This window comes from Rudanella paleaurantiibacter (assembly GCF_009184635.1).
In the GTDB taxonomy this organism is placed as follows: domain Bacteria; phylum Bacteroidota; class Bacteroidia; order Cytophagales; family Spirosomataceae; genus Rudanella; species Rudanella paleaurantiibacter.
The window spans coordinates 967,069-990,290 of record NZ_WELI01000001.1 but is presented as its reverse complement, the minus strand read 5'-3'; the positions used below and the strand labels follow the sequence as shown (position 1 = coordinate 990,290).

At 54.9% G+C, this 23,222-nt stretch carries 18 protein-coding genes; 8 read left to right on the top strand and 10 right to left on the bottom strand.

Annotated elements, in window-relative coordinates; genetic code table 11:
- Positions 1 to 138: 138 nt before the first annotated feature.
- From F5984_RS03810 to F5984_RS03790, 5 genes are all read right to left on the bottom strand, one after another.
- Complete coding sequence (locus F5984_RS03810) at positions 139 to 4,122, bottom strand: FtsW/RodA/SpoVE family cell cycle protein (protein WP_317163078.1); 3,984 nt, start codon at positions 4,120 to 4,122, stop codon at positions 139 to 141.
- Positions 4,123 to 4,140: 18 nt separating this feature from the next.
- On the bottom strand, positions 4,141 to 5,430 hold the full coding sequence (locus F5984_RS03805; protein ID WP_152122903.1) for a serine/threonine-protein kinase: 1,290 nt from the start codon (positions 5,428 to 5,430) through the stop codon (positions 4,141 to 4,143).
- A gap of 5 nt (positions 5,431 to 5,435) precedes the next feature.
- Positions 5,436 to 7,001, bottom strand: a complete 1,566-nt coding sequence (locus F5984_RS03800) for a serine/threonine-protein kinase (protein WP_152122901.1) — start codon at positions 6,999 to 7,001, stop codon at positions 5,436 to 5,438.
- 5 nt (positions 7,002 to 7,006) lie between these two features.
- Positions 7,007 to 8,065, bottom strand: a complete 1,059-nt coding sequence (locus F5984_RS03795; RefSeq protein WP_152122899.1) for a PP2C family protein-serine/threonine phosphatase — start codon at positions 8,063 to 8,065, stop codon at positions 7,007 to 7,009.
- Between the two features lie 98 nt (positions 8,066 to 8,163).
- On the bottom strand, positions 8,164 to 9,222 hold the full coding sequence (locus F5984_RS03790; RefSeq protein WP_152122897.1) for an FHA domain-containing protein: 1,059 nt from the start codon (positions 9,220 to 9,222) through the stop codon (positions 8,164 to 8,166).
- Between the two features lie 173 nt (positions 9,223 to 9,395).
- On the opposite strand from F5984_RS03790, the gene hslU reads away from it, so the two are divergent.
- Positions 9,396 to 10,808, top strand: coding sequence for an ATP-dependent protease ATPase subunit HslU (hslU, locus tag F5984_RS03785; protein ID WP_152122895.1), 1,413 nt, complete (start codon positions 9,396 to 9,398; stop codon positions 10,806 to 10,808).
- Positions 10,809 to 10,879: 71 nt separating this feature from the next.
- Here hslU and F5984_RS03780 read toward each other — a convergent pair whose 3' ends face one another.
- Both F5984_RS03780 and F5984_RS03775 read right to left on the bottom strand, forming a co-directional pair.
- Positions 10,880 to 11,296, bottom strand: coding sequence for a hypothetical protein (locus tag F5984_RS03780; RefSeq protein ID WP_152122892.1), 417 nt, complete (start codon positions 11,294 to 11,296; stop codon positions 10,880 to 10,882).
- 13 nt (positions 11,297 to 11,309) lie between these two features.
- Positions 11,310 to 11,498 carry a hypothetical protein gene (locus tag F5984_RS03775; RefSeq protein WP_152122891.1) on the bottom strand — a complete coding sequence of 63 codons (189 nt, stop codon included), beginning with the start codon at positions 11,496 to 11,498 and terminating at the stop codon, positions 11,310 to 11,312.
- A 651-nt stretch (positions 11,499 to 12,149) separates the two neighbouring features.
- Between F5984_RS03775 and F5984_RS03770 the strand changes: the two genes are divergently transcribed.
- Positions 12,150 to 12,575, top strand: a complete 426-nt coding sequence (locus F5984_RS03770; protein ID WP_152122888.1) for a hypothetical protein — start codon at positions 12,150 to 12,152, stop codon at positions 12,573 to 12,575.
- A 127-nt stretch (positions 12,576 to 12,702) separates the two neighbouring features.
- Positions 12,703 to 15,579, top strand: a complete 2,877-nt coding sequence (locus F5984_RS03765) for a T9SS type A sorting domain-containing protein (protein WP_317163081.1) — start codon at positions 12,703 to 12,705, stop codon at positions 15,577 to 15,579.
- Between the two features lie 69 nt (positions 15,580 to 15,648).
- Here F5984_RS03765 and F5984_RS03760 read toward each other — a convergent pair whose 3' ends face one another.
- The 3 genes from F5984_RS03760 to F5984_RS03750 form a co-directional block, all read right to left on the bottom strand.
- A complete protein-coding gene (locus F5984_RS03760) occupies positions 15,649 to 16,836 on the bottom strand; it encodes an MFS transporter (protein WP_152122884.1) in 1,188 nt (395 codons plus the stop codon).
- 66 nt (positions 16,837 to 16,902) lie between these two features.
- Positions 16,903 to 17,541 carry a class I SAM-dependent methyltransferase gene (locus F5984_RS03755; RefSeq protein WP_152122881.1) on the bottom strand — a complete coding sequence of 213 codons (639 nt, stop codon included), beginning with the start codon at positions 17,539 to 17,541 and terminating at the stop codon, positions 16,903 to 16,905.
- A gap of 461 nt (positions 17,542 to 18,002) precedes the next feature.
- On the bottom strand, positions 18,003 to 18,374 hold the full coding sequence (locus tag F5984_RS03750) for an HPF/RaiA family ribosome-associated protein (protein ID WP_019987415.1): 372 nt from the start codon (positions 18,372 to 18,374) through the stop codon (positions 18,003 to 18,005).
- Between the two features lie 198 nt (positions 18,375 to 18,572).
- Between F5984_RS03750 and mltG the strand changes: the two genes are divergently transcribed.
- From mltG to F5984_RS03725, 5 genes are all read left to right on the top strand, one after another.
- Positions 18,573 to 19,607 (top strand): endolytic transglycosylase MltG, encoded by a 1,035-nt coding sequence (gene mltG / locus F5984_RS03745; protein WP_152122879.1) that lies wholly within the window; start codon positions 18,573 to 18,575, stop codon positions 19,605 to 19,607.
- Between the two features lie 114 nt (positions 19,608 to 19,721).
- Complete coding sequence (locus tag F5984_RS03740; protein ID WP_152122877.1) at positions 19,722 to 20,141, top strand: acyl-CoA thioesterase; 420 nt, start codon at positions 19,722 to 19,724, stop codon at positions 20,139 to 20,141.
- Between the two features lie 24 nt (positions 20,142 to 20,165).
- The gene (locus tag F5984_RS03735; RefSeq protein WP_152122875.1) at positions 20,166 to 21,137 is read left to right on the top strand and encodes a YihY/virulence factor BrkB family protein; all 972 of its coding nucleotides are present in this window, start codon (positions 20,166 to 20,168) and stop codon (positions 21,135 to 21,137) included.
- 300 nt (positions 21,138 to 21,437) lie between these two features.
- Positions 21,438 to 22,418, top strand: coding sequence for a glycosyltransferase (locus F5984_RS03730; RefSeq protein ID WP_152123159.1), 981 nt, complete (start codon positions 21,438 to 21,440; stop codon positions 22,416 to 22,418).
- 170 nt (positions 22,419 to 22,588) lie between these two features.
- Positions 22,589 to 23,209 carry an L-threonylcarbamoyladenylate synthase gene (locus tag F5984_RS03725; protein WP_152122873.1) on the top strand — a complete coding sequence of 207 codons (621 nt, stop codon included), beginning with the start codon at positions 22,589 to 22,591 and terminating at the stop codon, positions 23,207 to 23,209.
- Positions 23,210 to 23,222 lie beyond the last annotated feature (13 nt).

Below are 23,222 nucleotides of genomic sequence, written 5' to 3'. Positions count from 1 at the left end.
GTAATGTGTAATGTGTAATGTGTAATGTGTAATGTGTAATGAATAGCGAATAAACTGACAATCAACAAAATAATCCACAACCCATTATTCACTATTCATTCATTTCTATTCGCGCCCCGCACTCACTCATTCACTCTTTTAATACGTCCCCAAATACCCCCGCGCTTTCAGGATAGGCGCAACGGCTATATTGGCCAGCTTCACCGCATCGGCCGACGACTCCGTGAGTTCGATACGGATACAGGTGACCGTTTGGGAGCGGCCGTCGGGCGTAGGCGCGAAGAAGACGTACCAGCCATCGTTTTGCTTTTCGCCCATGACAATGCGCTCAGGTGTACCGGTTTTACCCGCCACTTTAGCGACTTCGATCTTGACCCGTCCACCCGGATTCGATTGCTCAATCATAAACTCCCGGAGCCGGTCGGCGTAGGCCCGGTCGCGCATCAGCGGCACGCCTTTGTCCAAAGCCACCCGCTTGCCCGCCCGCCGAACTACGTAACGCGAGGGCTGCATAATGCCCCCGTGGGCCACGGCCCCGGCCATCCGGGCCAGCGCAATAGGCGTAGCCGTGAGTTGCCCCTGCCCCCAGGCCAGCCCCGAAAATTCGCTCCGGTAACGCCGGGGGTAGCGCAAATCGTTGTACAGTTTCCGACGAACCACAAACGACGAATCGTGCCAGTGTTTCATAATCTCGGCCCGGTCGGTAGCGGTGTGCGGGTCGGTAAACGAGTAGCCACCCACGTAGTCGATGTTCATGCCCGTAGCCAGGTAAAGGTTCGCCATTTCATTGTCCAGGGCGTATTCATTGGCCAGACGGATAAAATACACGTTGCTCGACCGAACAATGGCCTGCCGCATATCCACCGCCCCCCCGCAAGGCTCACTCTCGACCTTACCCCGACGAATAATTTCGCCACAGCTTACCGGAAACCGTACGTCGGCCCCCTCAATACCCAGTTTGTTCAGCCCGGCCGTAGCGGTCATAATCTTGGCCGTGGAGCCGGGGGCTGTTGGGTAGGTCAGGGCCAGGTCGCGCTCGGTGACCAGATACGGCAGAGCCAGCCGGTCACGGTCGGGCAGGGCCAGCTCGTCGGGACGTTTCAGGTTGGGCAACGGGTACACGGCCGACGCCAGCACCTCACCCGAAGCGGCATCGAGCACCGCCACCGACATCCGTTTGTCGTTGAACTCCGACTGGGCCAGTGCTTTCTGTAATTCAACCTGCAAGGCCGCATCGACACTCAGGCACAGATTACGGTTGCGGGCCCGGTATTCCTCCACCACCTGCCCGTCGATTCCCGACCGGATGGCCGGGGCCAGTTCACGGTAATCGTACAGGGGGAGGGTCAACGCCCGGTCAACGGGGGCCGTAAAGCGGTCGGGCCGGTAGCGGGTGGTGAGAAGTGTATTTTGACGGGGATGATTATCAAAGCCCCGCAGGTCGCTCAGGTGCGATGCTTCGGCAAAGTAGCCGTTTTGTTGCGCCCAGAACAACCGGGTATTGGCATCGCCAACCCAGTAAAACAGCTGCTCACCAAAGGGGTAAAACCGCTTCAGCCGCCGTCGGCTGAGGGCAGTCAGGTCGGCTGGGTCGAGGCCCGCCTGCCGAAGCCGGGGCAGATTCCGGCGGACGGTATCGGGCGAACTTGTAGCCAGCACCTGCCCGTTCCGGTCGTAGAGGGTACCGGCCGCCAATACATCGGTCAGGCGGTTGATACGCGGATTATAGCTGTAAACGGGCAAGCCATCGCGACTCAGCACCCGGCTCGGCCGCACAATATAGTCGGACCAGTTGAGCAGGGCCACCTCGCCCGCCCGCCCAATCAGCACCAGCATCCCGATCAGAAAACCGGCAATCCCGGTAGCGAGCACAGGGTCGTACTGTTTTTCCAGATACACATGCTGTTGCACATCGCCGGGCCGGGTCGAGAGAGCAAACACCACGCCCATAGCCGTCAGGTTGATAATGAGCGACACTTTACCGTAGCTCAGAAAAGGCACCGAAATGCCCGTGAGCGGAAACAGCCCCAATGAGCCGCCCGCAATCAAAAAAAACTGAACGCCCGTAGCCAGCGCAATACCCGCGCAGAGGTAAAAACTAAACGGCTGACCCGCCCGCCGGGCGTGGAGCAGGGTTCGGTGCAGGAGAATAAACAAGAGCAAACAAATGGTCACCAGCCCGGTCCAGCCCAGTTCTTCGGCCAGGCTCGGCAGCACCATATCGGTATGTGCGGCAGGCATGGCCGTTGCAAACCCTTTGCCAAGGCCCTGCCCGGTCCAGCCGCTGGTGGCCAGCGTCCAGAGGCTATGCGCAAGGTGGTCGCCCCCATACACGTCGTTATTCCACGGGCTAAGCCACATGGCTTTGCGGTCGGCCAGGCGGTCGCCCACCACCGGAATCTGATCGCCGAAGGCAAAAGCAGCCATTACCAGCACGAGCAACACCGGCCCTTCGGCGGCCAGGGCCAGCCAACCCGCGGGCGTGGCCGACCGGGCATGGCCCGTCAGCACCAGCAGGCCGAGGGCCACAATCACCGCAACCCCGGTAGCCAGCCCCACCGGCAGTAACCAAAGTGCTACGCCATACGCTACACCCGTGAGCAGCGTGATACCCAGCGTTTGGCGGGCAATGGTGTAAAACAAGAGAAACGTGAAGCCTACCACCAAAGCCGGGCCCATGTCGCCAAGCAACAGGTACAGCCCCATGAGCCCACTCACCCCCATAAACACCCCGGCACTCACACGCCAGCGCCAGCGCAGGTCGGGCAGGGTGCGAAGCTGCTCTTCGTGGGCGGCAAAAAAGCCCGCCAGAAACAGCAGAATGAGGTATTTAGTGAGTTCGCTCGGTTGAAAAAGCAAGCCACCTACGTTCAGGTTGACCCGCACCCCACTCCCTTCGGGGCCGGTGCCGAAAGCGAGCGTGAGGCCCGCCAGCGCAAAGGCCAGCACGAGCCAGGTCCAACCCGTGAGCCGAAACGTTGACCGACGGCGCAGGTTCACCAGCGGATCGAACCACCAGCGGGTGTAAAAGCGACCTACGTTCAGTTGCGACACCAACGCCAGCCCCAGCAAACCCAGCCCCACACCCAGCATGGTTTGGCCACCGTAAAACGTGTCCTGCAACGGGTCTTGAATCGCCATCAACGTAAGCAACGACAATCCGGTGAGCAACATAAGCACCGGCAGTAACAGCGGGTCGGGCCGAAACCGTCGAATCGACCAGAAGCCATACACCGCCCAGAAGGCCAGTAAAAACAAACCCACCTGTAGCCAGAACAGCCCCGCAAACTGCGTGGGCGTACGCACCGTGAAAGCTCCGTCGCTTTTGAGCTGCCCGTAAGCCACCGGGCCAATGAGCCGCAGGGTGTGCGGGCGGGCCGAAAACTGAAAATCGAGTGAACGGGTCAGGTTACTTGTGCCCCGCCGACCGCCAAATTCAAACCCCGGCCGAAGTGGTAATACGCTGTACGACCCCTCAGGTTGCAGGCCCCCAAACACAAACCGGCCGTCGGCATCGGTGCGGGCGTACAGAAGCGAGTCGCTACGCCGGGCGTCGCTACGCCGGGCGTCGTAACGCTTAAGTTGCACAAGTACGTCGGCCAGTGGGCGGGGCTGTTCGGCGTTGTCGAGCACCTGCCCCGACACTTGTAGGCCACCCGCTCCTACCACCGACGGGTAAGGGCGCGGATTTTTCAATTCCCGCACGTAACTGACCGAATCGAAGCCAATCAGTTGCCGGGACACCCGCAGTCGGCTGGCAAAGTTATCGCCCCCAATAGGGCTTTTCCACGGCAGGGGCGTCCTAATGGCAAAGGCCCGTTTGTTGATGGTGCCCAAATTGTCGGGGGTTCCCTCCTGCCGCAGTTTGGCGGGCAGTGAATCGGCAATCAGACCAACATCGCGGCTATCCGACAGGTAATTTCCTTGCCGAAACAGCCGCCGGATAGCCTCGCCCCCCAGACCCGGTTCGAGGTTGAGCCGGTTGCCGGTCAGGTAGGCCTGTTCGGCCTCGCGAAGCACCGGCACCCGGTTGATATACAGGCGGGTAAACAACAGCAACAGCAGCACCGTAGCTCCGAGCAGATAACCGCGCCCGGCCGGAAACAATCGTTCATTCATCATGCAGGAATAAGCTGACGTCTAATTTTGTGTCGTGTCGGGGGCGGCTTCCCCAACCGAATCGGGTACCGCTGTCTGCTCCTGAGGAATTTCCTCCGAGGTCGTTTCGGTCGCAAGGGGGCCGGCCTCGTTCTCACGTTCGGTATCACCCTCCCCCTCCGTAGCGGTATCGGGCGAAATAGCGTTTGATTCAGGCTCCCCCAGCGTACTGTCGACAGCTACAACGGCGGTCGAATCAGTCGGAAGCGTCTGGTTTTGGGCATTACCGTCGGCGGGGCGGGTGTACAGAAACAGGGCCAGAGCCGCAGCGGCAACCCCACCCCCAATGCCCCACCACGCCCACGGGCTGGTACGTGGCTCATCGACAGGCACCACCGCATCGGGTAACCGCTGGACCGTTGGGCCAATCCTTGTTTTGGGACCGTATCCGGCGGGTTCTTTCGCCGACCAATTGGCCTGCAAATGCTCTACCCGACTTTGTTCGAGGGCCAGTTCCAGTTCGTCGGGGTTCCGAAGGCGCTCCTGCGGATTCCGTTCCAACAAGCGCATGAGCAGGTTTTGCAGGCGGAGCGGAATGGGCTCGCCCGATGGCCGTACCGGTGCGGGTATGGGCGCCGTAAGCACTTGCTGCATGAAATACGCCAACCCCGTTTCATGCTCCAGCCGAAAGGGCACCTGCCCGGTGAGGCACTCGTACAGCACCACACCCAGGGCGTAGTAATCGGCAGCCTCGTCAATCTGACGCGGATTATCGAACTGTTCGGGGGCCGCATACTCACAGGTCATCATCGACTGCCCGGTGCGGGTGCGGGCGTTGTCGTCCGACCAGAATTTGGCAATTCCAAAATCAGTAAGCAGCACATGCAGCTCTCCACTCACCAGCTTTCGGTACAGAATATTTTCGGGTTTTAGGTCGCGGTGAACCACCCGGAGCGGGTGTACCGCCCGAAAAGCCTCGGTCAATTGCAAGCCTAACCGGATCACCATTGGAATAGGCAACGGCCCCTGCTGGCGTAACAGCCCGCGCACGTCGCCCCCTTCTACATAATCCATCACCACGTACGGCATGGCTGCGGTGAGTTGCACCTCACGCACCCGCACTACATTGGGGTGATTCAGTTGGGTCATAATGACCGACTCCCGCTCAAACCGCCGGAGCGTATCGGGGTCGGCCGGGAAAGCGTATTGTTTAATAGCCACCACCTCGCCCGTAGCCGTGTGCCGCGCTTTGAGCACGCGGGTGTTGCCCCGGCCCAGTTCGGCCAGCACCTCATAACCGGGCAGGTGTGTGTTAAAATTAACCGTCGACATGACTATCAGGGGTTGGGCAACGAGGAGGTTGAAGCAAGGCTGTCGGGCGGGGCGGCATCGGCCCGAAGCACACGGGCACTGAACCGGATGCCCCGTTGGCTGTCGGGTGCCCGACGGGTGATGGTGCCGCCGGGGCCGATATTGTTGAAGTACATGATCGGCGATTTAAACGTTTCGCCATTATCTTTCACATACGTCACCTGCACCGCCACCGACTTAAACGTGACCGCCGACGGATTGTTCAGCTTCACCGATAAGCCTTTCACGCCCCCGAAAAAGCCTACTTTTCCGCCAAAGGCAGTTGCTTCGAGCTGTTTGGTTGCCCGGCTAACCTCTTCCTGATAGCGTTTGCGGGCCGCTTCGAGTGCCTGTTGTCGCCGACGCTCTTCCTGCGCCCGTTTTTCGGCAGCCGACACTGTCAGGTCTGAAAATTCAAACGTTTCCGAGTCACTTTCGGGGTTTTCGGTACGGCTCACACCGGCCAAACCGGGCCGTACCGACCGAGATGCTGTCGGGGAGAAATACCAGTACACCCACAGTCCGGTCAGCAACAAAGCCCCTACCAACGCAGTCATTGGCCATACCGAACGGCTCCGACGAGGTACCGCTATGCTCTCTCTATCCGTGTTCGATGCCGGACGAACGGGGGGCTCGGGCGCGGCTTTTTCCCGTACCGGGGGCCGAAACGCCACCGTTTGCCCCGAAACGGGTTTTTGCTGATGGTATAACTGCTCCACCTCAGCCTGTTTGAGAGCCAGCTTGGCCACATCGGGATTATGTAGCCGTTCGCGGCAATTTTTGGTCAGCAACTGATCCAGCAGAGCCACCATGCTCCCCGGCAGGGCTTCGCCCGAAGGCAGCACAGGCGGAGGGGGTGGGGTACTGAGCACCATGTTCATAAACGTGACCAGCCCGCTCTCATCGCGCATGGCAAACGGTACGCGACCGGTCAGGCATTCGTACAGCACCACGCCCAGAGCGTAGTAATCGGCGGCCTCGTCGATTTGACGGGGATTATCGAACTGCTCAGGGGCCGCGTACTCGTACGTCATCAGCGACTGCCCGGTTACCGTAACGGGCTGTTCGTGCAGACGCGCCACGCCAAAATCAGTCAAGAGAAAGTGTAGCTCCCCACTCGACAGCTGCCGGTACAGGATGTTTTCGGGCTTCAGATCGCGGTGGATAATGCCCTGCGTGTGAATGAGCCGGAACACATCGAGCATTTGCAACCCCAGCCGGATAGTCACATCGACGGGCAGGTTATGTTGCGTGCTGAGCAAATGCCGCAAACTGCCCCCTTCCACGTAGTCCATCACCAGATAAGGCAGGTCGGTATCGAGCCGGACCTCGCGCACCCGCACAATGTTGGGGTGGCTCATTCGGGTCATAATGGCCGATTCGCGCTCGAAACGGCGTAAGGTATCGGCGTCCGTATTGAGCGAAAAGTGTTTGATGGCCACCAGATCGCCGGTGGCAATATGCCGGGCTTTGAGCACGCGGGCGTTGCTGCGGTTTATCTCGCCCAAAACGTCATAGCCCGGAAAATTGGTATTGAAACTAACGGTTGGCATAGTCGTCAAGGCGTTCGAGTTGAGTCAATCGTTGTGAATGGTTTCGGGGTTCGGGCCGAGTCGGCTCGTACAGGTTGGGGGCGCGGTGTAGGTTCGGAGGGGCTAAGTTGCCACCAGAGTACCCCAGCCAATACCCCCAACACAACAAGCACGAGTGCACCCCACCGGCGTTTGGGCGGCTGTTCGGGTAAAGCCTCAGCGGCCAGAGTGGCCTCCGATTGCATCAGCCCCTGGGTTCCCACCCGTATCGAGGCCGTAGCTGACCGGGAGTCATCTATCGGAAGGGCCGGGGCTATTTCTGCTCCCTCCGGTGCTGAATAACGACCGAGCACCACCGTAATATTGTCGTGCCCACCCGCTTCGTTGGCCGCTTGAATCAGGGCCTCAATCTGTTCGGCTACCGGCATCGGCCGACCAAGTACCTCCACCAGTTGAGCCCGCGTCAGCATATCCGTCAGGCCGTCGCTGCACAGCAACAGCACGTCGCCCGGCTCAAAATCGCTTTCACCCGATTCCAGAAAATCGGGATCATCGACCCGATGAGGCATGGAGCCCACATCGCGAAGAATTTCGTTCCGGCGCGGATGCCGCATGGCCTCCCGTTCGGTGAGCTGATTGGCGTCTTCGCGTACGCCCACGAGTGAGTGGTCGTGGGTGATTTTTTCGAGTTGGCCCTGCCGGAATCGGTACAGCCGGGTGTCGCCCACGTGTACGTAGTACAGGCGCCCGAGCTGCGCATCGGCCACCACAACCGTCAGCACACAACACATCCGGGCCAGGGCCGGGTTTTGCTGCCGTTGCTGCACAATCTGGTTATTGGCAAACACCACGGCCTCGCGGAGCATGGTGAGTGTGTCGCCCGTAGGTGTAGCCATGTACTGCCCAATCGACTCCCGCGCCAGGGCTGCAGCCTCGGCTCCGCCCGCGTATCCGCCCACACCATCGATCACCGCCAACAGCACACTATGGTCGGTCCAGAGCGGCCCGGCCAGATACGTATCCTGATTGTCGTGCCGGTTCTGACCCACGTCGGTCTGACCAGCTATCTCTAAAAGCGTCGTCATGCGGCAGGGCGTTATTGGGGCAGATTTAGGAAGTGCCGCACCAGCAGCACGCCCACAAACACGGTTAACACGAGCGCAATAATCACATCAATCATACGTCAGTCGGTGCGGGTAAACGTGAGCGTAACAACCCCATTGAGCAAAATCTGCGACGGGCTCGGCAACTCCACCCAAACCGGGTTGGTCGGTTCGCTGCGGGCCACAATCTGCTCGTTCAGGCGGGTTTCGTGTCCGCTGAACGAAGCCAGCTGAAACACCCCGGCGGAGGCATCGTACCGAATCCGGGCGTGCGGGTTCGACACGTAGGGCGACCGAAGCCGGATGTAATTGGCAAACGCGCCATTGTCGGGCTCATGCCGGGCAATAACCACTTCGCGGTCTTTCATCCAGTGGGTTTCTTCGGTGTTCTGATCGGCCATGTAGCAATCAATCCGGGCCAGGTGTTCGGGCCGGACCGGAGCTACTGGTGGCACTACTGGGCCGGGCGCGGTGGCGGGTGCCACCGACTGCGGGGCCGGGGCATTCGCTGATGCAACCCCGTCGGTAACAGCCGGGCCGGGCACCGGGGGGGCCAACCGGGCCGGGTCGATACGCACGGCAAACGCCCCCGACTCGCGGAAGTCGATGTGCCCAAAAGCGGGCAGGTTCACGTCCATTTTTTCGTAGACGTTCGTGTTTTTCACCTTGCGCGTAGCCTTCAGATTACTGTTTGCCGACGGCCGGGGGCCGGGGTCGATTTCGAGCGAATGCCCGGTCAACGAGCCAATCACCTCAATATCGGCAGGGCCAATGGCGCGGCCTTCAAACTCGGTGCCCGGCCCAAACTTAAACTGCCAGTGCGAGGCCACGGTCACAATGCGGTCGTCTCCGCCCTTGCGCCGGTCTATGGCGGCATAAAACGCATTGACGGCCTCGTTGACAATCACAGGCAGAGCCGCCAGCCGTTCGGTATAGCTCGACGGGTGGAGAATGACAATGTAGTGGGCATCAAAAAGCAGGCTGTTCCCAATGCTTTCGCGGTTGAGCGAGGCCTCAAAACAACGGATCAGCTCGTGCAGAATCCGGTCGCTTTTGATTGGCTCGGGCACGCCCGACTGCCGCTTGGGCACGAGCAGGTTACTTAACTGATCCCAAAAGGTCTTGGGTTGCTTTTCCATCGGATACATAACGAACCTTTGCCGCAAACGTACACACAGTATTTTTCTTGCGGCCAATAAGTTCGTTAATGGCTCCTGGCCCCCACCAGCCGAATTAATCCGGCCCATTCTGGCACAATTTTGCCCCGAATACGTTTCTTTAACCAAGAGCCACCACAAGGCCTGTTAACCGAATGACCCCATTACTGAAAGACCTTACGCCCCGGCAGATTGTTGCCGAACTGGACGGATACATTATTGGGCAGCACGATGCCAAACGCAACGTAGCTATTGCCCTGCGCAACCGCTGGCGCCGGATGAATGCCCCGGTCGATATGCAGCGCGAAATTACCCCCAACAATATTCTGATGATCGGGGCCACCGGCGTCGGTAAAACCGAGATTGCCCGCCGACTGGCCAAACTGGCCGATGCGCCCTTTACCAAAGTCGAAGCCTCGAAGTTTACGGAGGTTGGCTACGTAGGCCGCGATGTCGAAAGCATGGTACGCGACCTGGTTGAGCAGGCCATCAATATGGTGAAAGCGGCCAAAAAAGAAGCCGTGAAAGTACGGGCGAGCCAGATTGTCGACGACCTGATTCTGGACATTCTCATTCCGCCGGTGCGGCCATCATCGTCTATGGTGCGGCCGCTGGGTTTTGGCGATACAGGCGACAATAACGGCGACGGTATCCGCGACACCGATGCCGAACTGAACGAACGCACCCGCGAACGGTTCCGGGCCAAGGTGCAATCGGGCGAGATGGACAGTCGGCACATCGAAATCGACGTGCAGCAGAGCCAAATGCCCAATATCGGCGTGATGGGCGGGGCTATCGACGACATGTCGATGATGAACCTGCAGGAAATGCTCGGCGGCATGATGCCCAAAAAAGGCAAGAAACGCCGGGTGACCATTGCCGAGGCCCGCAAAATTCTGCTCGACGAAGAGGCCGCCAAACTCATCGACATGGACGAGGTGAAGGAAGAAGCCATTCGGAAGGCGGAGAATGCCGGTATCATTTTTATTGATGAAATCGACAAGATTGCCACCAACCGCTCAGGCGGGTCGGGCGGGCCCGATGTGAGCCGCGAGGGCGTGCAGCGCGACCTGCTCCCGATTGTGGAAGGCAGCACCGTAAACACCAAATACGGCACCATCCACACCGACCATATCCTGTTTATCGCAGCCGGGGCGTTCCACGTCTCCAAACCGAGCGACCTTATCCCGGAGCTACAAGGCCGTTTCCCGATCCGGGTGGAGTTGCAAAGCCTGTCGGAAGACGATTTTTACCAGATTCTGAAAGAGCCCAAAAACGCGCTCACCAAGCAGTACGTAGCCATGATGGCCGCCGAAGGTGTCGACCTCTCGTTCGACGACGAGGCCCTGCGCGAATTAGCTCGGATTGCGTTTCAGGTCAATTCGGAGGTTGAAAACATCGGTGCCCGCCGACTCCAGACGGTACTGAGCCAGCTGCTCAACGATTTCATGTTCGACATCCCCGACGTAATCGGACCCAACGCGCACGTACTGGTCACGAAAGAACTCGTCGCCGAAAAACTAAACGGCCTGGTACAGAACCGCGATTTGAGTCAATACATTTTGTAATGCGTAATGATGAATGCGTAATGCATAATGAGAGCTCTCGCGTCAGCCCATTACGCATTACGCATTCATCATTACGCATTATTACCAACGTAGTTCGCTAGTTGGCGCGCAGCCCGGTCAATATCAGCCCGTTGGGTCGGGGCCGGGTCGAAGCGGTTGAAGGGGTGCAGTTCGAGCACAAACGTCACGTCGATTTCATCATCGACGGGCGTAAACAGTTTGTAGCCAACCACACGCACGGGCATGAGTCCGTGCTTTTTTTTGTAGGTAAGCAGCCAGTTACCCAACAGCCGCTCGATGTGTTCGGTGGGCATATCGGGCGCAGGAATAAACCGCACGTAGGCATGGCCCCGGTCGACAAAGGCCCGACCGGACACGCCCTTGCCGTCGGCATCGAAATGTCCTTCGCAACTCGAAAACGTTTGCACCAGTCCGGTGGCGTTGAGGGCCTCAACAAGCGGCAGAATACCGGGTTCTATGGGATTCAATGGCAACTATTTATTACGAGCGTCCCTGTTCAGCCTTGTCTAAACGAGTCAATAGGTCAGCTTCAGTTAATGGTGGTCCCTCGGCTGGAAACGAATCGACCAGATCAAACTCAATGATCTGCTTCTGGGCAAGCGCCGTCAGAATATTAATTACAAATTCCTCATCCTCATGGGCAAGAACATTTATTTCAATCGTTGTCATGGCTGCTTTTTTATGAAAAATACAAAATTTTCGATAAACCATTACCCTGCTTAAGCAGAGAATCTATCTGTTTGCCAACGAGCCAGACCGCACATTTGTGCCCATTTATACCGATTACACAAATACCCCTACATTTTATTGAGTAATTTCTTGACAAAATTTAATTCAGCCACTAACATTACGGTTTGTTTTATATAAACACTTGTTAAATCATGTTAAACCGTTCTCTATTTCTCCGGCTCATAGTGGGCGTGCTATGGCTGGGCATTGGGGCCAGTTGCCAGAAGGACCCACCAGAGCCAAATCCAACAGACTGTAGCCCAAACGGCACAGCCAATAGCCTAAAGTTTGTACAACGAGTAGAGGGGGTGTTAATCAACCGTTTGAGTGCTTCCTTTGTCAGTTTCGAGTCTCCTTTGTTGGACTCTAGACTATCTCCACCTTCACCAGTTGGGCTTATTTTCCCCTGCGAGTTGTCAATGAGTTACGTTCAGAACTTTTTAGCCAAGTCTCCCCCACAAACTGGCCGCAAATATCGGGTCTGGGGTATTCTCTATGAAGATTACACTGTAATACCAATCATGACAGGCTCGCGGGCCTATGCACTACAAGTAGACCGTTTAGAAGTAGTACCCTAACATTCACACAACCATGAAAAAACTACACCTACTCTTCCAGCGGCTCATAGTGAGCGTGCTATGGCTGGGCATTGGGGCCAGTTGCCAGAAGGACCCGCCAGAGCCTGATTACGAATGTGGTATTGGATGCTGCACTAACGTAGAGGTCTTTTTTGTGAACCGTTTGGAAGGCGTACCAATGGATAAAGTTGGCAGCACTTCAATGGTTTTAAAGGGCTATAACCTGAATGAGGCTATTTTCCCCTGCCTTTTTCAGCCGAAAAACGAAGTATTTGACTCTTCACCGGTGACATATAACCGCACGTTCACAAGTGCTGACTCTATTCCTCCACCGTTCAAATTTAGAGTGTGGGGGGTCTTATATAAAGACCGAGGTTTTGGAGTTTTTGGGATACCCACATACTGGGTAAAATTTGAGCGAGTAGAACGAGTTAACTAACCATCTCACACAACGATGCACCGAATTATTCACACTTTAAGATTGACGTTTGCCTACATTTGTTTTATTATTGGTATGGTCATTGCAGGGGGGGGGCAATAGCGCAAGATAAGTACAAGCCAAATACCTGCGGGAGTCCAATAAAGACTTTCAAGAGCTGACCTCCCGCGCCACAGACGAAGGCTGGATAGAATTTCGAAAAGATAAGCCTAAAATAAATCCAGCTACTTTCTTCGAAACTTTTGGCGAAGTTCTGGGCCTCACTAAGGACTACCGCTTTCAGCTTGTCAGGGACAAAGCCGATGTAAGGCAAAATCGTCATCAGCGTTATCAGCTATACTACAAGAATATTTTGGTTGAGGGAGCCGAGTATGGTTTACATTCGCGAGATGGAGCCTTAGTTTCTGCTCATGGTCGGATACCGGATGGGTTAACGATTGATATCCACAAACCTATCCAAGAGCGAATCGCTCTAGAGGCAGCCCTCAGTACACTAGGATTAAGTCGCGAATCTTTGCGTGGAAGCGACAAGCTACCTAAAGGCGAACTTATTCTGACTTCTCTCTCCGATCAAATGGTCGCGAGTAACTTCAGGCTGGCGTACATTTTTACCATCAACCTAAATCGTGTTTATGTCGATGCCCTCACCGGTAAAACAATCGGCAACTACTCAGTCGTAAATTTCGACAACTTCGGCAAAAGCGATTTTACTAGCGTAGTTTCTCCGACCTCGCAGAGAGCCTCAAAGTCCACTCCGGTCAATGCAGTCTTTTTGCCTGGAACGTTTGTCCACTTAAATAGTCGCTATCCCTCTGGACAACGGCAGCAAACGTTTGAGACAGAATCCAATGGTCAGGCAGGATTTCGCCTGACTATGAGTACTCCTGTTCCCAATGTTATAGGTTCGTTAGATACGCGGATCGACCAAAATGGGAATGGAGTCATATTTGGTGTAACCGGTCGCCCCGCTGACTTACGCTGGGGAGATGATGACTTGGTAGTTAATACGTCTAATACTTGGGGGACTAATTCCCAAGATGCTACCGTAGCGCACTGGGCTACTTGGCGTGCCTATGAATACTTTCGTCCATTCGGCATCAACGGTCTAAATGGAAATGGCTTTGTAGCACGGGTTTTAGTAAATACCAACCTACCAAACAATGCGTTCTACGTCCGCTACCCATTTGACAATCTACCCTATCTATATTTTGGAAGAAGCATATTGTCAAATACCACACGAAGTATGGCTTCTTTGGATATAGTTGGACACGAATACGGACACGGGGTATCTCAATTGCTAGTCGGAGGAAATGGCTTAAATGGAGATGGATCTCTTTTTGCCGAGGCCCGAGCGCTGAACGAAGGATTCTCAGATATTTTTGGCACTGCTCTTGAACGGCATTTGATGCCTAATGAGTGGAACTGGACGATCGGTGAGGATACCGGACAAAATAATCAAATTCGAAATTTGGCAAATCCAGCAGCGTCTGGAACTCCCCAAGCGTCCACATATCAAGGAAATAACTGGGATTCGGATCCAAATACTTCAGGGCATCGTAATTCAACGGTTCTAAGCCATTGGTTTTACCTCATGAACAACTGGGGAGCTGGATCAGTGGGTTTCGACGATGCCATGAAGATTGTTATTCATGCGCTTGATTTTTACATGATCGAATCATCAAACTTCCTTGATGCCCGTAACGCTACTCTTGCTGCGGCTCAGGACTTATTTGGCAATTGTTCACCCCAGGAACGGACAGTAGTTGAAACGTGGCAACACGTAGGGCGTGGTTTCCCTTTTAACTACCAATGTAACAGACTGTGCGATTACCAGCCAACCTTTACAGGGCCAGCCACTGCCACACCTGGGCAGATAGTGACTCTACAGGCCCAATGCTCCCCGAATCAGTTTGAGGCTTGTAATGATGTTCGATACAGCTTTAATCAGCAACCATTCGGAAGCACCAATACAACACAGATACAGATTCCAACGGGGTCGGGCAATGTTACCTATACTGTTCGTATGGATAAGCCCGCCTGGAATTGTTATGTCAAGTCGGCTACGCATACCATTCTGATTACGGGCAGCGATCCATGTGCTATCACAACGCCCCGCCGAGTGGGTAGCTGGAATGGGCTGGAGGTGCAAATCCGGGCTTTTCCCAATGGCAAACGCGCACTGGTTACGGCAATAGTTGGTTCGCCAACCGATAAATATTATCCCCGAGGAGATAACTTCTGGGACTCCTTTACAAAGGATCCAGGCGTTTCGAACCTACAGGCTTGTCTCAATGCTGGGCAAACCGGTTGGTGGGGCTTAGGCTTTCCGGGTGGCCTTATACCACCATCGGGATATGTGCAGGGCACTGAACAGGATGGAGCCATCTTCTTCCAACAAGGCGGGTCAAACCCTTGCAATTTTTCAGTACAACGCGTAGGTACCTGGAATGGCTTAGATGTTGAAATTCGGCAATACCCCGGTCAAAAATGGGCACTCGCCACAAAAATTGTGGGGTCTCCCACCGATAAGCACTATCCAAGGGGCGATAATTTCTGGGACAACTTCACCAAAGACGCCGGTGCTGATACATGGCGAGGTTGTTTGAATGCGGGTCAAACCGGCTGGTGGGGTTTAGGATTTCCTTCAGGCATTACCCCACAGCCAGGATATACCCAGGGAACCGAAGCAGATGGAGCTATCTTCTTTCAGACGGGGGGAGCCCGTATAGCCCGCGAACTCACCGCCGACGATGTAGCCCTTGTACGAGTACGTCCGAATCCGGTTCAGGACGAAGTAACAATCAACTTCAGTTTGTCAAAGGCCCAAACTGTTACTTTACGCATCGTTGATCTACAGGGCCGTACTTTACAACAGCACACACATGCGGGAATTGGAGGTACGAACGAAAAAACTTTGAACGTCTCATCATTACCAGCCGGGCTATATGGCCTGGAAGTATTGCTCGATCAACAGCGAGTTGTTCATAAATTACTGAAGCAGTAATTTTATCAGTTAGCACGTGAAGGAGGTGCTGAACGGCAAATTCTGTTTGTTCGGCACCCCTTCACTAACTCATTTTTTACACCACCGCCACCACAACGCCCCAACCGACACCAGCGCCAGCAAGGCCGAAGCGGCAAACGAAGCCTGCGTGCCACCCGCCATGTGGTTGTAGAGCCAGCCAGCTACTACAGCTCCCAAACCAATCCCCGCTTCGAGGGCAATGTACATGGTAGCCATAGCCCGGCCGCGCGTATGCTCGTCGCTCAGGTCGGCGGTCCAGGCCTGCACGGTGGGCGAGTTCATGCCCCACGAGAGACCGTACACCACACAACCCGCCCAAAACCAGACGGGCGCGGCCGCGTCGGCCAGGCCAGCCAGCACCAGCATCCCCATTGCCACCGCCAATGCCCCAGACGATACCAGCAGTACCGGCACCCGGCCGTAGCGGTCGGAAGTTCGGGCAAAGAGCACCCGCACTACCAGCGACGCAATCGTGTAAACGGTGAAAAATAGCCCCTTATTGGCCACGCCCAGCTTCATGCTCAGGGCCGGAATAACGGTCAGGACAGCCCCCGACGAAAACGAGAGCAGCAACAGAATCCAGAAGGGCCAGCGGGCGTTTCGGTCGAACAACTCGTCGGCTTTCAGCTTCAGCAACCCCCACCGAAACGGCTCCCGACCGGTCAGCGTTTCGGGCATTCGGAGCAGAATCAGGATCGACAGCAGCGCAAATGCCGAGGAGGTGTAAAACATCACGTTGAGCGAAAACGACTCGGCCAGCCAACTCCCGATGGCCGGCCCCAACGACATCCCCGTGGCCGTAAACAAACCCAGTGCGCCCATCGCTTCGCCCCGGCGGTCGGCGGGCACAACATCGGCAACGTAGGCTGCGGTAGCGGTGGGTTTGGTACCCGTTGAAAACCCGTGAATGAGTCGTAACAACAAAAAACCCCAGACCGAGAGAGCCAGGGGATACATAAACCCGCACACAAAACACACCACCGACCCAAACGCCATAACAGGCACACGCCCGATACGGTCGGTTAGCTTGCCGCTAAACGGGCGCGACAGGCCCGCCGTGAGGGTAAACAACGCAATAATGAGCCCGACATACTCCCGGCCGCCCATACCCTCCAGGTAAGCGGGCAATTCGGGAATCATCATGGAAAAACTGGCCGAGAAAAGGAAGTTACTCGTACTCAGCAACCAGAACGGCAAGGTGTACAGCGACGGACGGGATTGGGTAGCAGCAAACATCAAACAGCGGTTGTATCGGGGTGCAAAGATACAACCGCTGTTCGGGGTTTTACGGCAAAAGTCGCTTTATGCCGTAAGGGGTCGCAGTACTTTTACGTCCCAGCCGTTTTTGTCAGTTTTCACAAACGTGCTGTCGACAGTGGCAAAACCGGCCTCAATTTCCTTCCAGCGAGCCTCGCTGTTGGCATGCCGACCGGTGTTCATTGAGATAATGAGCAGGCCGTCGGGCTTCAGCATCGGCGCATACTGCGTCACCAGCTTGTCGACCATCGGCTCCAGGTAATAAATTGCCTCGTTGAAGATGATGACGTCGAACTTCTGCTCCGTCCGCAAGTTGTTCATATCCACGGCTTCAAACTGGGTTTGCTCATCGCCAAACCGCTGCCGGGCCCGTTCAATGGCCGTATCGGCTACGTCGGTGCCCAGATACGAGCCGTAATGCTGCCGACCAATTCGCTGCGCCATGATACCTTCACCACAACCAATCTCCAGAATAGCCGGGTTGTTGGGCTTCAGAAACTGTACGTAGCCCGCCAACACACTAAACCGCGCCAACTCGTCGAGGTTTTCGAGCCCATCCCAAAGCCCCTTCTCGTACTGGTAGTTCCACCGAGAGCGGTCGGTACGCAGAATTTTACGGTTAAAGAAAGACGAGATACCCGCTAACGGGCCTTGTGATTTCGCAGTTGGTACACTTTCGCTCATAGTTTATAAGGAGAAGTACAGGTTACGTTGTTGGGTAAAACGAGCCTTGGTGTTAGTATTACTTTCAGAGAGGCAAGCATTACGTACAAAACTACGGTATCGTTGCAGATAGTTTATTATAAATTGATTAATAAAATATTAGATTAATCACAGATAAACCGTTAAAAGCAATAAGTATAATTACATGTACACGCTTAGAATCAAACACACTCAAAAGTAAGTATTTTTGGTTATTTATCAAATTATGTGGAAGTCGTGTAGCTCTGGCCTTTGGCCGGAGGGCCGACAGGCCAAAAAAGCGTGTAATTGGCCTAACGGCCCTCCGGTCGAACCGCACAGGCCGGAGCTACACAGAATGCCGAGTCTCCACAAAAAATGTCAGACAACTGTAAATTCTACAGGTACAAAAAACCCTGACTTCTGGTCTTCAAAAGTCAGGGCCGGATTGGTAACAAGGCTGGTTAGGCTAAACTGGCCGGATCAATCTCGTCAATATTGCCCCGGTTCGCATTGGTATGATTCCCAAATCGCTTTTCCAGTTGCTTTTGCAGCTTGGCCGCTACGTTGTTGATGAGCGTGTACCAGTTGTCGCCGTTATCGTCGGCAAACACATCATTGCCGGGTACCCCATATTTGATCCCTACATGCTTATCATTGCTGCGCTGATTCGGTTCCAGTTTAAGATACACCTCGGCCGTAATCACATCGCCTTTGTAATAGCGCCGGAGCTTACCCAGGGCATCCATCACCGAAGCTTCCAGGTCTTCGTCGAGCGTGAATCCAACGGCTTCAATGTCTAAGCGAACTCCGTCTAATGTTTCGTCTTCCTGCATAATCGTATCTATTTACGTCGAGTTTAGCGACCACGCTGAACGTTGGTGGCCCTACCCAAATAAATCGCTACGGGGCTTTTTTGTTTGCAAAAAGTGGTCGGCAATCGCGTAGCGGTTTCGTACATCCTTCGGTTTACGGTCGGTTCTGCCTATTTTTGCGGCCTGTTTGGCTTCTTACCTGGCCAACGCTTTACGACCATGTCTCAAAACGTCAAGATTGGCCTTTTCATCGCCGTCTCCGTCATCTCAGTAACCTTTTCGTTTTACTTCTGGCAGGTGTTTCGGACGCCCAACCTCAACCTGGAAAGCGAAAAGCCGGTAGCCTTGCTGGTACCGCGGGGGGCTACCTTCCAAACCGTGCTGGACTCCCTGAAGGCCAACAAAATTCTCAACGACGAAAAGTCGTTCCGGTTTTTGTCGCGGCTGATGAAATACGACCAGAATGTGAAGGTGGGCCGGTACGAAATTCAGCCGGACATGGGCAATTACGAAGCCATCAAGAAATTGCGGAGTGGTAGTCAGGACCCACTCACGGTGACGTTTAACAATATCCGGCTGAAGCAGGACCTGTCGCGACGCCTGGGTGCCAAGTTTGCGTTTGGCCCCGACTCACTCGGCAAATACCTCGACGACCCCGCCGTGTGTAAAGAATACGGGTTCGATACCACCACGATCGTTTGCATGTTTATCCCGAACAGCTACGAGATGTTCTGGACCATTAAGCCCAAAGCCCTGCTCGACCGTATGGCCAAAGAATACAAGTCGTTCTGGACACCCGCTCGGCAGGCAAAAGCGAAAGCGCTCAACATGACGCAAACGCAGGTGCAGACGCTGGCATCTATTGTACAGGGCGAAACGAACAAGGTCGACGAACAGCCTCGGGTAGCGGGTGTGTACCTGAACCGGCTGGAGCGGGGCATTAAGCTCGAAGCCGACCCAACGGTGATTTTTGCCCTGCGCGACTTCACGATCCGGCGGCTCCTGAACAAGCAACTGACCGTCGACTCGCCGTACAATACCTACCGGTACACCGGCTTGCCCCCCGGCCCCATCAACCTGCCGTCGATCAATGCCATCGACGCCGTGCTGAATGCCGAAAAGCACGATTACCTGTTCTTCGTGGTCGACGCCCGTTTCAATGGCTACCACACGTTCTCGAAAACGCTGAGCGAACACCTCGCCAACGCCCGGCTCTACCAGAAGGCTCTGACCGAGCGGAAGATTATGAAATAGAAGGAGAAGGGAGGAAAGGGAGAAAGGAAAAGGGAGAAGCCCGATTTGGGTAATACTTTCCTCCTTTCTCCCTTTCTTCCTTTTTCCCTTTCCTCCTTCCTCCCTTTCTTTCCCATGTTTACTTTTCTTGTTTCAGACATCCGGGTTCGGTACGCCGATACGGATCAGATGGGTTACGTGTATTACGGCAACTACGCCCGGTTTTACGAGATCGGGCGGGTAGAGGCATTGCGGAGCCTGGGGTTTCATTACAAAGAGATGGAGGAATCCGGTGTGATGATGCCCGTGTACGAAAATCACTCGCGGTATCTTCAGCCCGCCCGGTACGACGACCTGCTCTCGGTGACCGTGACGATTCCGAGCCTGCCCAAGGCCCGCATTGTGTTTCAATACGCCATTCGGAACGAAGCCGGTCTGCTGCTCAACACGGGCGAGACAACGCTCGTGTTTCAACGGCGCGATACCGGGCGGCTCTGCGCAGCCCCCGAACCGTTGCTTCAGGCCCTGAAACCTTTTTTTAGTGAGTCAGTTTGAACGTTGAGCAACCTCACTGACGATATGTTTGACAAACTCATGGGTTTGCCAGCGCTTTCAGGCGCTCGCGACTGGCTGCGCAATCACCGACCCTTTGATTCGAAGGTCATTACGTGGTACGATTTCATCAACAAGATAATCGATAAAATAGCGGGTAACGACCTTAGCGAGCGGGCGGCAGCCGTTGCGTTCAACCTGTTTCTGGCCATTTTTCCCGCTATTATCTTCTTGTTTACCCTTATTCCGTACATCCCAATACCGAACCTGCAACCACAGATCATGAGCCTACTGAGCCGGGTCATACCGGCTGGTACGTTCGAAGCGGTTGATACAACTATTCGGGATATTATTGGCCGACAGCGGAGTGGTGTGCTGTCGTTCGGTTTTCTGGCTACGGTCTATGCCGCCACCAACGGCATGGTGGCCCTTATGAATGCGTTTCATACCTCGCAGGAAACGCCCGACCGGCGAAGTTTTTTGAAAATCCGATTAACCGCACTGGCTCTTACCTTCTCATTAGGTGTGGCAATTGTTGTAGCAATAATCGTGCTACTCGTAGGCGGTGTCATTACGGAGTACCTGCTTCAGTTCGGCTTTTTTAGCAATCCGGTTATCGCTTACCTCCTTAGTTTTGTTAGGTATTTACTGGTATTCGCGGTGTTTGTTGGCGTGGTTTCGGTGATCTACAAGTTCGGGCCCGACGTTGATATGAAGTGGACGTTTATCACACCCGGCTCGCTCACGGCTTCCATCCTGATTGTGCTGACCACCCTCCTTTTTTCGTTCTACCTGTCCAATTTTGGTTCTTATAATAAAATTTACGGTTCAATAGGTACACTAATTGCCTTAATGGTCTGGATTAACCTGATCGCATTGCTGGTGGTACTTGGGTTCGAGATGAACGTGTCGTTGTATGGTTTGGAAGGGGAGAAAAACCCCAAACCCGAGGAGAAAACTACGGACACAAAAACAACAAACACCACTCTAAACAAGTAGTGTGGTGTTTGCAAACCCTAACCCATAAAATGTGATTAATGATTGCTCCCTTTGAGGCTGTGTACTAAACTGCGGAAGCAACCGGTTAGGATCAATTAAAAACCGTGCCAAACTTTCGATTGATACCGTAAACGTTAAAATAATTCCGTTCCCTAAAACGTCTGACCACACGAATACAGGTTGGTGTAATATTGTGTCACTCAAACAAACCTGAACGTTAATCTGTATATCCGACACGGGTAGCTGTGACTACCTGACGTGCGCATGACCTCCGTAACCGACCAAACAACCACTCTGCCAATGGGGCCTTATCTAAATCAGATAAAGCCGTGGGTGACCGTTGTGTGTACGTGTTACAACCACGAGGCATACGTGCAGGAGGCCCTACAGTCGGTAGTTGATCAGCGTTACCCGAATGTGGAGCTGATTGTGATCGACAATGCCAGCAGCGACGGGAGCGCCCGCCGGATTGCCGAGTTTGTGAAACGGCACCCCGGCGTACGGTTTATCCAGAATACCGAAAACATTGGTCTGTGCCGGGCTTTTAACCAGGGCCTGCGGCACGCTAACGGCAAATACCTGATCGACCTGGCTGCCGACGACATTCTTTTCCCCGACCGGATTGCCCGGCAGGTTGAGCGTTTTGAACAACTCCCGCCCGAATACGCCGTTGTGTTTAGCAACGCCGTGTACATCGACGAAGCGGGGCACTCCCTGTCTATTCACTTCCCGACCGACGAGCGGGGCCGGGCCGTGTCGGAGGTGCCATCGGGGTATGTGTTCAGCAAGATTCTGGAGCGCTACTTCATCTGTACCCCCACCATGATGATGCGCCGGGCCGTGCTGGACGAACTGGGCGGCTACGACGAATCGCTGGACTACGAAGACTTTGATTTTTGGGTGCGCTCGGCCCGGCACTACGCCTACGGGTACATCGACGAGATTCTGACCTACAAGCGTCGACTCCCCAACTCCCAATCCATGCAGGTGATTGAGCCGCACAACCGGCTGCTGGCCTCTACCCTCGACGTGTGTTACAAAGCCTTTGACCGCTGCCAAACCCCCGACGAGTACCATGCACTGGCCAACCGGGTGCGGCAGTTTCTGCGCAAAGCGTTCTATGCGGAGCAGTTTGAGCTGGCCCTCCGGTTCGGGGAGTTACTCAACCATATTGAAAGCCCCGGCCTGCTTACATCGGGCATTCTGTTTTTGAGCCGCCTGCACCTGCCCGTCAACAGCTTGTATCAGCAGTACATCCGGCTTCGGCTACGGTTCGTTTAGCCACTCTCTGTACTAACGCTACGTTGTGTACGTCAATGCTACAGAATCATCTTTTGGGCATTCGTCGGGTTCATTACCATACATTTTGGGCCATAGATAGTTAAACCTGAGGGCCAACATCAGCGCCATACCAGACAAAACTGTAAACGAAAAACCGTAAACTTGCCGCTATGCCAGCCGAATACATTCATATTCACCCCCAAACGCCCGAAGAACGGAAGATCCGGCATGTGGTATCGGCCCTGCGCGACGGCGCGGTGATCATTTACCCGACCGACACGATTTACGGGATGGGTTGCGACATTCATAATGCCCGGGCCGTGGAGCGGATCGCCCGGATCAAAGGCATCAAACCCCAGAAAAACGACTTCTCGTTTATCTGTTACGACCTGAGCCACATTGCCGACTATGCCCGGGTCGATAACGGAGCGTTCAAACTCATGAAACGGTTGCTACCGGGGCCGTACACGTTTATTCTGGACGCCACCAATCGCGTACCTAAACTCCTGAACACGAACAAGAAAACCGTGGGTATCCGGGTACCCGACCACGAAATTCCGCGCCGAATTGTGTACGAACTGGGTAACCCTATTATCACGACGTCAATTAAGGACGACGACGAAATTATTGAGTACCCCACCGACCCCGAGATTATTTTCGAGCGGTTTCAGCATCAGGTTGATATTGTGATTGATGGCGGGTACGGCGGCAATGTTCCGTCGACCATTATTCGGGCCGAGGGTACCGAAGTAGAGGTTGTTCGAGAGGGGCTGGGTGTCGTCGATTTTTGAATAAAGTCAATTT